This is a genomic window from Amycolatopsis sp. NBC_01480 (genome assembly GCF_036227205.1).
GTDB lineage: Bacteria > Actinomycetota > Actinomycetes > Mycobacteriales > Pseudonocardiaceae > Amycolatopsis.
Genome location: NZ_CP109442.1, coordinates 6,475,299 through 6,488,208, shown reverse-complemented (window position 1 = coordinate 6,488,208; position 12,910 = coordinate 6,475,299). Strand labels below are relative to the sequence as shown.

Genomic DNA, 12,910 nt, shown 5'->3' with positions numbered 1-12,910 from the left:
TCTCGCGCGGGGACGCGACGAGGTCAGCCCTCCGCCCGGCGAGCTCGCCGGGCGGGCCGCTGGGCGGCGGCGTGCCGGCCCGCGGCACCTTGCGGCGCAACGACTCCGGACCGTTCCTCGACCATGTCGTGCAGCTCCTGTTCCCGCTCGCTCATCCCGGCGCGCACCTCGGCGCCGAACGAGCCGACGGCGCCGGCCAGCTCGCGCACGGCGTCGCCCAGGTTCGATGCTAACCCGGCCGGAGTGGCCTGACGAGCCGTTTCGGCCGCCTTGCGGGACAGCACGACCCCGGTCACCACGCCGACGCCGAGCCAGAACAGCCGCTTCACTTCTTCCTCCGGCGGGCCGGGGCCGCGGCCTTGGCTTCCTGCTTCCGGCGCCGCGCGCGGACCGCCTTGCTCAGCCCGTAGGACAGCGCCGCGACCTTCACCAGCGGGCCGCCGAGCGTCGCGGTGAACACCGACGACAACGCCGAAACGTTGCCGGTCACGGCCTGCGCGTTCGCGGTGATCCCGTCCACGCGCTCGAGCTGGGTGTTCACGTGCGTGATGGTCTCGTTCGCGCCCAGCAGGATCGGGTCGCTGCTCTCGTGGGCCTTCCGGATGGCGATGGTCGCCTCGTCCAGCGTGCGGCCGAGCTTGAGCAGCGGGATCGCCAGCAGCAAGACCAGCACTACGAATGCTCCTGCGGCGATCAGCGCGGCGATCTGCCCTGCCGACACGGGCCCTCCTCGGGGGTTGCGCGGTCTTCGGTGCCAGTGAGGTTACCGCCTGGCCAGCCGTTCGGCGGTGTCGCCCCGCCCGTCGGTCACTCAGCGCAGCCAGCCCGTTCCCGACCTGCGGCGGGACTGGGCGTCGTGGGCGAAAAGGGATCGGTTGATCGCCGGGGAGGTGCTGGTTGCTGGTGGGGGCGGGAGGGGTCTCGCGGCGGGGGTGTGGAGGGGGTTGCCGGACCTTGGGCTGGGGCCTTTCCGGACCTTGGGCTGGTCTCGCCAGGCCTTCGCCCCGACCCCCTGCCGGACCTCGCCCGGGCCCTTGCCGGGCCGAGGCCCAGCTCCCCGCCGGGCCTCGGCCCGGGGCCCTGCCGGACCGGGCCGGGCCCCAGCGGGCTTGCCGCGTCTTGCGGCGCCTCGCCCGAGCTTGCCGCGGGCCTCGCTGGACCCCGCCCCCCTGGCGGCGGGCTTGCCGGGTCTGGCGGTGCCTGGCCGGACCACTGTGGACAGCCGGTCCGGTGGCGGCTGCGGCTGCGGCCTACTGGTCTTCCTTCGTGACGGCGCGGTAGAGCACGGCCATGTCCTCCTCGCCGTGCCCGGCGGCGATGGCCGTTTCGAGGTGGGCCAGCGCGGCCTTCGCGCCCGCGACGTCGATCGTGTCGCCGGCGGCTTCCACCACCAGGCGCGCGTCCTTGGCGGCCAGCGAAGCCGGGAATGACGCCGGGTAGTCGCCGGAAAGCATGAGGGGGCCTTTCATGCGCGAGTAGCCGACGTCGAAGCCCGTGCCGGTCATCACGTCGAAGAACAGCGACGGGTCGAGGTCGAGCGCATTGGCGAGCGCGAGGCTTTCCGCGGTGGCGTTGGTCAGGGCGAGGACCCAGCCGTTCATCACGAGCTTGAGCCGGGAGGCGGTGCCGGGGGCCGAGCCGAGCCAGCGGGTGGTCGAGGCGATGGCGTCGAAGACCGTCGTGGCCTGTTCGCGGGCGTCGTCCGGGCCGGCGGCGAGGACTTGCAGTTTTGCTTGTTCGGCCGGGATCTTGGTGCCCATCACGGGACAGTCGACGAAAACGACGCCCGCCCGTTCCGCCGCCTCGGCGAGCTTCCCGGCCCACTCGATCCCGACGGTGCTGGTCTGCAACCACAGAGTCCCCGGCGCGACGCCGGCGGCAGCGAAGACCTCGGCGACCGTCGGACCGTCCGCGAGCATCGTGACGACGACATCGGCCCCAGCCACCGCCTCCCCTGGCGACGCGACAACGGTCGCCCCCTCCGCGGCAAGCGGCTCGGCCTTGGCGCGAGTGCGGTTCCACGCCCGCACGTCGTGCCCGGCACGGGCGAGGTTGGCGGCCATCGGCAGGCCCATGATCCCGGTGCCCAGGAAAGCGACTGTGGTCATGCCCTCCATCGTGCCCCTGCCCGACCCGCTCCGCAGCCGGCCGTTCACCGTGCGGCTCAGCCATTTCCTGGCCACGAAGTCTCTGAAGGCCACCATGAGGGCATCCAGGTCCCTGAAGGCCACCATGAGGGCACGCACGTCCCTGAAGGTGGCCTTCAGGGCATCCAGGTCTCTCATGGTGGCCTTCAGGGCCCTTCGGCGCCGAAGGGCAAGGCCGCGGTGTGTGGATCAGCGAGTGAGGGCGGGCCAGCCTGTGGCGCGGTCGGCGACCAGTGCGTCGAAGCCAGGGAAATCAGATGGGTGGAGCGAGGACTCGGGTGGGGCGGTGGTGGCTGGGGCCGGGTGGCGGACGCGGATGGTGACGTGGCCGGGACGTTCGCCGCCGTCGTGCCAGTGGCGGGTGTGGGCCGGGATGGTCAGGAGGTCGCCCGGCTCGCACAGGACGGCGTGCACCCAGCGGCCCGCGTGCACGTACCAGACCGCCGAGCCGCTCACGAAGAAACGGTCCTCGTCGGTGCCGGAGCTGCGTTCGGCGACGGCCGGTGGGGTGTCGCCGCGGACTACGTCCACCGAGTGGTAGCCGACGGCGGCGGTGAGGCCGTCGAGGTGGTCGCGGTAGCCGGCCAGTACTTCGGCCTCGCCGGCGTCCGCAGCCAGGCCGGCCAGTGGCCAGCGGGCGAACCCGACGCCGTGCCGCTTCAACTCGACCGTGATCGTCCCCGTGTCCTCGGTCCGCAGCAGCACGTGCCCGGGCTGGTCGTCCGGCCACACCGTCAGAAGCGTCATCACTCCCCCTCGCACCGAAGTCCCCTTCGCGCCGACCCCGGTTGCCACGCAACAACCCGAGCCGGCGGGCCGCGCATTCCCGCAACCACCGTTCTACGGGAGAACGTGGCGACGCTCACGGAAGTTTCAGCCCGCGGGAACTACTGGCGCTCGCCGCGGGCGGTGTGCCACAGCCGCAACAAGAACTTACTGGCGCTCACCCCGGATGGTGCGCCGCAACCGCGGGACGCGCTCGGCCAAGGGACGTTCGCCGCCGCGTTGGGTGGGTTCGTAGTAGTCGCGGCCTACCAGTTCGTCCGGGGGATACTGCTGGGTCAGCACGCCCTCGGGCACGCTGTGCGGGTAGCGGTAGCCCTCGGCGTTGCCGAGTTTTTTCGCGCCCGCGTAGTGCCCGTCGCGCAGGTGTGGGGGGACGGTGCCGATCGCGCCTGAGCGGACATCGGCCAGGGCCGAGTCGATCGCGGTGACCACGGCGTTGGACTTCGGGGCGGTGGCCAGGTGGATGGTGGCCTGCGCGAGCGCGAGACGGCCCTCTGGCATGCCGATGAACTGCACGGCGTGCGAGGCCGCGACGGCCGCCTGCAGCGCCGTCGGGTCGGCCATGCCGATGTCCTCGCTCGCGTGCACCACGAGCCGGCGGGCGAGGAACCGCGGGTCCTCCCCCGCTTCGATCATCCGGGCCAGGTAGTGCAGCGCGGCATCCACGTCGGAGCCGCGGATCGACTTGATGAACGCGCTGATCACGTCGTAGTGCTGGTCGCCGTCGCGGTCGTAGCGCACCGCCGCTTTGTCCACAGTGGACTCGACGATGGGCAGGTCGATGGTCTTGTGCTCGGTGGCGCTCGCGGCGTCGGCTGCCGCCTCCAGCGCGGTGAGCGCCCGCCGCGCGTCGCCGCCCGCGAGGCGCACCAGGTGGTCGCGCGCCTCGTCCGTGAGGGCCAGCTCGCCGCCGAGGCCACGCTCGTCGGACAGCGCGCGCTCCAGCAGCCGCACGATGTCCTCGTCGGTCAACGGCCGCAGTTGCAGGACCAGCGAGCGCGACAGCAGCGGCGAAACCACCGAGAACGACGGGTTCTCCGTGGTGGCCGCCACCAGCAGCACCGTGCGGTCCTCGACCGCGCCGAGCAACGCGTCCTGCTGCGTCTTGGAAAACCGGTGCACCTCGTCGATGAACAGCACGGTGTTCTCGGCGTTGTAGCTCCGGCGGCGGCGGGCCTCCTCGATGACGCCGCGCACCTCCTTGACCCCCGCCGACAGCGCGGACATCGCGACGAACCGGCGGCCGGTGGCGATCGAAACCAGGTTGGCCAGCGTGGTCTTGCCCGTGCCGGGCGGGCCGTACAGCAGCACGGACGCGGGCGCCGCGCCCTCGACCAGCCGGCGCAGCGGCGCGCCCTCGCGCAGCAGGTGCTGCTGGCCGACGACCTCGTCGAGCGTGCGCGGCCGCATCCGCACCGCGAGCGGCGAGCTCGCGGGGTCGGCCTGCGGTTCCACCCGGTTGGACCCGGTGGGCTCCGGGGGCGGCCCCACATCGGGGTTCACCGTGAAGAGTTCGTCCTGTGCTGCCACCCGGATGACGGTAACCGACCCCACCGACAAGACCGCTTGCCCGGCCCGGATCTCCTGCGCTACCGTAGTTTGACCGGATCAGCAAATCTGGTCAAAGAGTCAAACGCTGGATGGAGCCATGCCGGGACACCCGAACCACGACCGCGCCGACCGGATCCTCGACGCCGCCTCCGAGCTGCTCGTGCGCTGGGGCTCGCGCAAGGTGACGATCGACGACGTCGCGCGCCGGGCCGGCATCGGCAAGGGCACCGTCTACCTGCACTGGCGCACCAAGGACGCGCTGTTCGAAGCGCTGCTCACGCGCGCCGCGGCCGACCTCCTCGACCGGACCGTCGCCCGGCTGCGCGCCGACCCCGCGGAGGCCGTGCCGCACCGTTACCTGCGGGGCATGTTCCTCGACGTGGTCGGCGACCCGCTGCTCTCGGCCATGCTCACGAACGACGCCGACCTGCTGGGCCGCTATTCGGACGCGGCGTTCGAGACGCGCACGGCCGGGGTGGCGGCGACCGACGGGACGTTCGAGGTGTTCGTCCGCAACGGGCTGCTGCGGGCCGACGTGCCGGACCTGACGTACGCCGTCAGCGCCGCGAGCATCGGCTTCTACCTGCAGCAGAACACCGACGCCGCCCGGCCCGGCCTCACCGCCGAGGACCGGGCCGACGCGATGGCCAGGGTCGTCCAGGCCGCTTTCGAGCCGCCCGGCGAGCCCGATCCCGCCGCCGTCGAAGCGGCGGCCACCGAACTCCGCTCGGTGTCCGAGGCCTACGTCTCGGCCTGCCGCGCGGTCATCTACACCGGCGAATCCGCCACGGCGCCCGGCTGATCCCGGCGCGCCGGCAACGGGAAGGGGAACCAGCGACCATGACCACCACACTCCCGCCGACCTGGGCCGTCCACCACGACCAGTTCTGGTTGCGCGGGGTCCAGCCGACCAGCCCGGTGGAATTCAAGGAGGAGCTGGGCACCTGGAACATCTACGGGTACGCCGAGGCGCACCAGGTGCTGAGCGACCCGGCCACGTTCTCGTCCGACACCACGCGGCTGGTGCCGGCGGAGTCGAAGGCGGACGTCGCCGAGCTGAGCGAGGGCAGCCTGCTGCAGCTGGACCCGCCGCTGCACAACAAGATGCGCAAGCTGGTCAGCCGCGCGTTCACGCCGAAGGTGGTGGCGGACCTCGAGCCGCGGATCGGGCAGCTCACCCGCGAGCTGCTCGACGCCGTGGCCGGGCGCGACCGGCTGGAGCTGGTGGAGGACCTGTTCTACCCGCTGCCGGTGATCGTGATCGCCGAGCTGCTCGGGGTGCCGGCCAGTGACCGCGAGCTGTTCCGGAGCTGGGTGGACGAGCTGTTCAGCAGCACCGGCCAGATCTCCGTCGGCGAGCAGACCGAGGAGCAGAAGAAGGTAGCCAAGGAGCAGATCCGGGTCACCCGCAACTTCACCGAGTACCTGGGCAAGCACGCCGACGAACGGCGCCGGCACCCGCGGGAGGACCTGCTCACCAAGCTGGTCGAGGCCGAGGTCGACGGCGAGCGGCTCAACCGCACGGAGATCGTCAACTTCGCGAACGTGCTGCTGATCGCCGGGCACATCACCACCACCATGCTGCTGGGCAACACGGTGCTGTGCCTCGACGCATTCGGAGAGTGGGCCGAGCGGGTCCGCGCCGACCGCGCGCTGGTGCCCCCGGTGATCGAGGAGTCGCTGCGGTTCCTTTCGCCGTTCTCGGCCGTCGCCCGCGTCACCACCAAGGAGGTGGAGCTGGGCGGCTCGACGATCCCCGCGGACCGGATGCTGCTGGTCTGGGTCGCCGCGGCCAACCGCGACGCGCGGCACTTCGCCGAGCCCGACGTGTTCGACCCGGCCCGCGCGGACACCAAGCACCTGGCGTTCAGCCACGGCATCCACACCTGCATCGGCGCGCCGCTCGCGCGGTTGGAAGGCCGGGTCGCGCTGGACATCCTGCTCGACCGGTACCCGTCGCTGCGCACGATCCCGGGCGAGCCACCGACGTTCCAGCCCAATCCCGCCATGACCGGGGTGAAGGTGCTGCCGCTTCAGGTCTGAAACCCTTGCGCCGTCGGCGAACACGCTTCGCCGACGGCCTCGCGACGGGCAGGCTGGGCCGATGCCCTCCTCGGTCGCGGTGCTCTCGGACATCCACGGCGTGCTGCCCGCGCTCGACGCGGTGCTGGCGGAGCCGGACGTGCAGGCGGCCGACGTCGTGGTGCTGTGCGGCGACCACGCGGCGGGACCGCTGCCGGTGGCGACGCTGGACCGGCTCGTAGCGCTCGGCGACCGCGCGGTCTGGGTCCGCGGCAACGCCGACCGCGAGCTGGTCACGCTGGCCGGCGGCGGGACGACGGACATCCCGGACCCGATCGCGCCGTGGGCCGCCGCGCAGTTGCGGCCGGACCAGGTGCGGCTACTGGCCGGACTGCCGCTGACCGTCACGCTCGACATCGACGGGCTCGGCGAAGTGCTGTTCTGTCACGCAACCCCGCGTGACGACGAGGAAGTCGTGCTCGTCGACAGTCCACTTTCGCGCTGGGCCGAGGTGTTCGAAGGCGTCACCGCGCCGACCGTGGTGTGCGGGCACACGCACATGCCGTTCACCCGGCTCGCCGACCGGCGCCGCGTGGTCAACCCCGGCAGCGTCGGAATGCCTTACGGGACAACGGGTGCGCACTGGGCGCTGCTCGGCCCCGGCGTCGAACTCCGGCGAACTCCTTACGACGCCGAGGAAGCGTGCCGGCAGCTCGTCGCGGAATCGGGGTACGAGGACGTCGCCGAGTTCGCGGACTACTTCGTGCGGAACCCGGTCTCGGACGCCGAAGCGCTGCGGGTGTTCAGCCCGCGTGCCCGCGGAACGAACGCCACATGATCACCGCGGCGTAAGGCAGGAACTCGCGTCCCCGGCGCCACAGCCACGGCACGCCCTTGAGCACGAGCCAGCCGAAGTGCCCCGCCGCGCTCGGCTCCACGCCGCCCGAGCAGGTCAGGCTGACCGGCTCCGGCACGGCGAACCCGGCGTCGGCGAGCAGCGCGGTGAACCCGAGCGCGAGCATCCGGTGGCCGAGTTCCGAGGGGTGCAGCCGGTCGACGCTCCACGCCGTGAGGTCGTACGCGCCGGGCATCGTGTCGAGGTCGAGGCAGGGCACGCCCTCGGCGGCGACGACGGTGTCGATGGCCGCGTTCAGCTCGGCGACCCGCGCGCTGAGTGCCCGCTTCAGCGACTGCGGCAGGCGGAAAACCTTGCCGTGGTCGTGAAAACGCACCGGCACGACGGTGGTGCCGACCGCGGCGAGCGTACGGATGATCTCGGTGAGATCGGCGGAGATCTGCTCCGCGTTGAAGTCCGGGCGCAGGGTGTCGTTCATGCCGACGACGATCAGCGCGACGTCCGGCCGGTGCGCCAGGACGAGCGGAAGTTGCTGGGACAGCACGCAGTTCATGCGCGCGCCGGTGAAGGACGGGTTGAGGTAGCCGTCTTCGCCGACGCCCAGCGCCTCGGCGACAAGCGGCCCGACTCCGCGCCAGCCGCCCCGGTGCGGCAGCGGGTCGCCGAGGCCGACCGCGGTGGAGTCGCCGAGCACGGCAAGGCGCCGCGCGTGCTTCAGCGGCGCGACGGATTCTAGCGGTGCGACAGGCGCTTGCGGCGCGGCGGATTCTCGCGACGCCGCGGGCTCGCGTGGCGAGGCGGGCGCACGCGGTTCCGGCGACGGAGCGGGCTCCGGCGGCCGGGTGGGCGGCGGGGCCTGGGTGACTTGGACGCTGATCACGGTCACGCGAAAGACCATCCGGCACCGAAACCCACCCTCGGTGATGGTGAGGTAACGCCGCATGGACGGGGCGGGGAACTCTTGGCACGTCTCCGCCCCATCCACGCGGAAAGGACAACCCGGCCACCCGGGTTTTCGCGCCGAAAGCGGATTACCGGCGCGAAACGGTCAGCGCCCGGGGCCGTCAGCGAAAGGCGGGGTAAAACGCCAGGTCGGCGTGCGGGCCGAGCCGGGCGCCCAGCGCGGCGGCCACGCGGGCGGCGTGCTCGGCGATATCCGTGAGGCGCGCGTAACCCGCGTGTTTCGCCAGCTCACGCCACCAGGTGACCAGCGCGGCCTCGCGGCTGACCGGCGTCGCGTGGCGGGTGAGGTCCAGGGTCGGGAGCATGTCGCTGGTGATGAGCCAGACGAGCAGCAGCTCGCTGATCGTCAGCTGGGCCGCGAGCTCCTCGTCGTCGGCGAAGGACGGCCACACGCCGACCACCTCGGCGCGCCACGCGGCGATCATCGCCTCGCTCATGCCCGCGGGCAGCGCCAGCGCGTCGTCGCACGAGGCGAACGGCAGCCGCAGGTACGCCGCGTCCACCAAGGCCGTGCGGACGCGGCCGCGTTCGAAGTCCAGGAAGCGCACCCCGGAGCCGGTGACCAGGTTGTTCTCCGGGCTCAGCTCCGACGGGCTGAACGCGCGGAACGCCGCCGACCGCGCCAGCGCCACGGATTCCGCCACCCGCGCGCGGATCGGCTCCGGCGTGACGATGCCCAGCAGTTCCTCCAGCAGCGGAGGGACCTCGTCGAGCGTGTCGGCGAGGTCGTTGTCCTCGTTGCGGACCGGGCCGCCGAGCCGGCGCAGCAGCGCGTTGAAGTCGGCCTCGCGGCTCGCGGTGCTCGCGTGCAGCCGGCCGAGCGAGCGGGCCCACGACAGCAGCGCCCGCTCCGCCGCGCGGGAATCACGCGCGGAGAGCTTGTCCTGCAACGTCGGGGCACGGCCGAGGTCCTCGATCACCAGCACACGCTGGCGGCCGTCGTGCGCGAGCAGTTCGGGGCACATCCGCTCGTCCGGCGAGAGCGCGGTGAAGAGCTGGTAGCTCACCGCCTCCTGCGCGAACGGGTCGGCGTAACCGGGCTCCGGCGGGTCCGGGTAGTGCTTGATGACCAAGGTGCGCGGCAGCGCGAAGGACGAGGAGACGACCCGCGCCCGCAGCACCGTCGCGGGCCCGCTGCCGGCGAGGTCCTCGGGCGACACGAGCGTGATCGCGCTGCCGAAGCGACGCGATAACACGCTTTCCCCCGCCGCGATCGCCGCGGCGACGGGCTCGGCTCCCGCACCGACGGTGGAATCGTCGGTGGAGGAGGTGTCGACTGTCATTGGCACCGACCCTACTCGTGACTGAGCAACCCTGACCACACTGATCCGGGCAGCGGGACGCGAACTTCTTCCCATAGTGAAAGGCGGACGTGACAAAACGCGGCAACGTTGCCCGGTGCGGCGAAAGATCAGCGAAATGGCCGTACCGGGCCCGGTTTCGCGCTGGCGCGCCGGTCGCCTGAACCGATCCGGGAAGCCTGGGGCACCGGCGCGGCGGGGACTTCTCTGCGATCGTTCACCGCTTTTCCTTACCCACTACGAGCAGTCGGAAAACACCGAACCGCGTCCGGATCGCCGGCTGACCCGTTTGCCGCGTCACCCGGCCGAAAGCGGGCGTTGCAGCGCGGAAGAACGCTGTTTGCGACGACGCACCAAGAGAACCGCGGCCGCGGCGAGCACGATGCCGAGCAGGTTGACCAGCAGCTGCAGCACGGAGTAGCCGGTCCGGTCCCAGCGCCCGGCCACCGCGGCCACCATCGCGTAGCCCGCCGCCGGCACCGTGGTCACCGAGATGAAGACCCCGACCAGCGCCGCGGACTTCGCCGAGGTCATCGCCAGCATGCCCGCCGCCCCGGCGAGCAGCGCGACGACAAACGACGCGACGCCGACCTGGTAGACGAAGTCGACCTCGTGGTTTTCCACGATCGCCGAAGGATCGAAGATCCCGGTCGCCGAGCCCAGCAGGACCGCGCCGAGGGTGATGACCATCGAGACCGGGAAGCCGACCAGCAGCGCCGCGCCGGCCCGGCCGACCAGATCGCGCCGGCGCAGCACCAGGCCGACCGCGATCGCGGCCAGCGGCCCGAATTCGGGCCCCACCACCATCGCGCCGACGATCGTGACCGCCGAGTCCGTGACCACCCCGACGGCCGCGAGCAGGCAGGCGATCACCAGGAACGCCTGGAACGTCAGGTTCCAGCGCGACTCCTCGCCCGTGCGGCCCAGCAGTTCCTGCCACACCACGGCATCCGCGCCTTCACCGGGCGCGGCCTCCTCCGCGGCGTCGGCCGCGTCGGACAGCGCCGTGTCCAGTGCTTCCAGGGTGATGCCGCCGGAACGGTCCAGGTGCAGCGCGCACAGGGCGTCGACGATCTCGTCGGCGGCCTCGCGGGCGATGTCCGCCTCGATCAGATCGCCTTCCGGCTGGACGGCGACCCCGCGGTGCACCACCAGGTGCGCGGTGCCGGCGTGTGCCCGCAGGAACTCGACCGCCTCGGCGGTCCGCTCCGGCGGGCACACCGCCCGCAAGTGCAGCACTACGCCTGCGGCGCCGGCGGCGCAGGCTTCGCGTCGATGCCGGCCTCCTTGCGCTGCTGCGCGGTGATCGGCGCCGGGGCGGCCGTGAGCGGGTCGTAGCCGCCGCCGGTCTTCGGGAAGGCGATCACGTCGCGCAGCGAGTCGGCCTTGGCCAGCAGCATGACGATGCGGTCCCAGCCCAGCGCGATGCCGCCGTGCGGCGGCGGGCCGAACGCGAAGGCGTCGAGCAGGAAGCCGAACTTCTCCTGTGCCTCCTCGTCGGACAGGCCCATCAGGTGGAACACGCGCTTCTGCACGTCGCCGCGGTGGATACGGATCGAGCCGCCGCCGATTTCGTTGCCGTTGCAGACGATGTCGTAGGCGTACGCGAGCGCGCTGCCCGGGTCGGACTCGAACTTGTCGATCCACTCCGGGGTCGGCGAGGTGAACGCGTGGTGCACGGCGGTCCACTTGCCGGAGCCGACGGCCACGTCGTCGCCGATCTCCTCGACCGGCGCGAACAGCGGCGCGTCGACGACCCACACGAACGACCAGGCGTCCTCGTCGATCAGGCCGAGGCGCTTGCCGATCTCGTCGCGCGCGGCGCCGAGCAGCGGCTGCGTGGCGCTCGCCTTGCCGGCGGCGAAGAAGATGCAGTCGCCGGGCTTCGCGCCGGCCGCGGCCGCGACGTTCTCGCGCTCGGTCTCCGACAGGTTCTTCGCGACCGGCCCGCCGAGCGTGCCGTCGGTGTTGACCAGGATGTACGCGAGGCCGCGGGCGCCGCGCTGCTTCGCCCACTCCTGCCACGCGTCGAGCTGGCGGCGCGGCTGGTCGGCGCCGCCGGCCATCACGACCGAGCCGACGTACGGCGCCTGGAACACCCGGAACGGCGTGTCGGCGAAGAACTCCGTCATGTCGGTGATCTCGAGGTCGAAGCGAAGGTCCGGCTTGTCCGAGCCGTACTTCGCCATGGACTCGTGGTAGGTGATGCGCGGGATCGGCAGCGGGATCTCGTGGCCGATCAGCTTCCACAGCGCGCTGACGATGTCCTCGCCGAGCGCGATCACGTCGTCCTGCTCGACGAAGCTCATCTCGACGTCGAGCTGGGTGAACTCGGGCTGGCGGTCGGCGCGGAAGTCTTCGTCGCGGTAGCAGCGGGCGATCTGGTAATACCGCTCCAGGCCGCCGACCATGAGCAGCTGCTTGAACAGCTGCGGCGACTGCGGCAGCGCGTACCAGGAGCCGGGCTTGAGCCGGGCGGGAACCAGGAAGTCTCGCGCGCCCTCGGGGGTCGAGCGGGTCATCGTCGGCGTCTCGACCTCGACGAAGTCCTGCGCGTGCAGCACCTCGCGCGCGGTGCGGCTGACCTCGCTGCGCAGCCGCATCGCGGCGGCCGGCCCACTGCGGCGCAGGTCGAGGTAGCGGTACTTGAGCCGGATCTCCTCGCCGACGTCCACCCGGTCGTCGATCGGGAACGGCAGCGGCGCCGCCTCGGACAGCACCTCGAGCCCGGTGGCGAGCACCTCGATCTCCCCGGTGGGGATCTCGGCGTTCGTGTTGCCCTCGGGCCGCCGCGAGACCTCGCCGACGATCTTCACGCAGAACTCGGAGCGCAGCGCGTGCGCGCGCTCGGCCATCTCCCCCTCGCGGAACACCACCTGGGCGACGCCGCTGGCATCGCGGAGGTCGATGAAGATGACTCCGCCGTGATCGCGCCGCCGGGCCACCCAGCCGGTGAGGGTGACGTTCTGACCGGCCTGCCCGGCACGCAAGGTGCCGGCTTGATGAGTGCGGAGCACTGCGACTGCTCTCCTTCGCCCACGGGTTCACGGCGGTTTTCGCCGAACACAGAGGCTAACGAACGGCCCCGGCGGCCGTGTTACCAGGCTTGTCCGGCCGGTCTGCGGCCCGGCCCGGCCGGATTCCCTGCACCCAATGTGGCGTTGGTTGCGTTGAACGCACCGAACGCCACATTGGGGGCGCTTCGGCGCCGCCGGGCACCGGCCGCGGAGCGGCAGAGACGGCGGAGCGGCAGAGACGGCGGAGCGGCAGAGACGGCGGAGCGG

12 protein-coding genes are annotated in these 12,910 nt (G+C 71.9%); 3 read left to right on the top strand and 9 right to left on the bottom strand.

The genetic code is table 11. The features are described from left to right. Positions 1 to 23: 23 nt before the first annotated feature. From OG371_RS31000 to OG371_RS30980, 5 genes are all read right to left on the bottom strand, one after another. Entirely contained in the window at positions 24 to 329 is a 306-nt protein-coding gene (locus OG371_RS31000) for a hypothetical protein (protein WP_329058998.1), read from the bottom strand. Next, positions 326 to 721, bottom strand: coding sequence for a DUF948 domain-containing protein (locus OG371_RS30995; RefSeq protein ID WP_091618719.1), 396 nt, complete (start codon positions 719 to 721; stop codon positions 326 to 328). The genes OG371_RS31000 and OG371_RS30995 overlap by 4 nt, the downstream gene beginning before the upstream one ends. 529 nt (positions 722 to 1,250) lie before the next feature. After that, entirely contained in the window at positions 1,251 to 2,108 is an 858-nt protein-coding gene (locus tag OG371_RS30990) for an NAD(P)-dependent oxidoreductase (protein WP_329058995.1), read from the bottom strand. A gap of 228 nt (positions 2,109 to 2,336) precedes the next feature. Next, complete coding sequence (locus OG371_RS30985) at positions 2,337 to 2,894, bottom strand: cupin (RefSeq protein ID WP_329058993.1); 558 nt, start codon at positions 2,892 to 2,894, stop codon at positions 2,337 to 2,339. Between the two features lie 186 nt (positions 2,895 to 3,080). After that, entirely contained in the window at positions 3,081 to 4,463 is a 1,383-nt protein-coding gene (locus tag OG371_RS30980) for a replication-associated recombination protein A (protein WP_442876009.1), read from the bottom strand. Between the two features lie 118 nt (positions 4,464 to 4,581). Between OG371_RS30980 and OG371_RS30975 the strand changes: the two genes are divergently transcribed. The 3 genes from OG371_RS30975 (at position 4,582) to OG371_RS30965 (ending at position 7,344) form a co-directional block, all read left to right on the top strand. Further along, positions 4,582 to 5,286 carry a TetR/AcrR family transcriptional regulator gene (locus OG371_RS30975; protein ID WP_329058988.1) on the top strand — a complete coding sequence of 235 codons (705 nt, stop codon included), beginning with the start codon at positions 4,582 to 4,584 and terminating at the stop codon, positions 5,284 to 5,286. Positions 5,287 to 5,324: 38 nt separating this feature from the next. Beyond that, positions 5,325 to 6,527, top strand: coding sequence for a cytochrome P450 (locus OG371_RS30970; RefSeq protein WP_329058987.1), 1,203 nt, complete (start codon positions 5,325 to 5,327; stop codon positions 6,525 to 6,527). Between the two features lie 61 nt (positions 6,528 to 6,588). Then, positions 6,589 to 7,344 (top strand): metallophosphoesterase family protein, encoded by a 756-nt coding sequence (locus OG371_RS30965; protein ID WP_329058985.1) that lies wholly within the window; start codon positions 6,589 to 6,591, stop codon positions 7,342 to 7,344. Here OG371_RS30965 and OG371_RS30960 read toward each other — a convergent pair. The 4 genes from OG371_RS30960 to aspS form a co-directional block, all read right to left on the bottom strand. Further along, positions 7,310 to 8,260: an SGNH/GDSL hydrolase family protein gene (locus OG371_RS30960; RefSeq protein WP_442876188.1), complete on the bottom strand. Its 951-nt coding sequence runs from the start codon at positions 8,258 to 8,260 to the stop codon at positions 7,310 to 7,312. The two genes, OG371_RS30965 and OG371_RS30960, sit on opposite strands and share 35 nt — an antisense overlap. 166 nt (positions 8,261 to 8,426) lie before the next feature. Next, the gene (locus tag OG371_RS30955) at positions 8,427 to 9,608 is read right to left on the bottom strand and encodes a phosphotransferase (protein WP_329058982.1); all 1,182 of its coding nucleotides are present in this window, start codon (positions 9,606 to 9,608) and stop codon (positions 8,427 to 8,429) included. A 315-nt stretch (positions 9,609 to 9,923) separates the two neighbouring features. Further along, entirely contained in the window at positions 9,924 to 10,865 is a 942-nt protein-coding gene (locus tag OG371_RS30950; RefSeq protein ID WP_329058980.1) for a DUF389 domain-containing protein, read from the bottom strand. Further along, entirely contained in the window at positions 10,865 to 12,643 is a 1,779-nt protein-coding gene (aspS, locus tag OG371_RS30945) for an aspartate--tRNA ligase (protein ID WP_329058978.1), read from the bottom strand. Before aspS ends, OG371_RS30950 begins: the two co-directional genes overlap by 1 nt. Between the last annotated feature and the right edge of the window lie 267 nt (positions 12,644 to 12,910).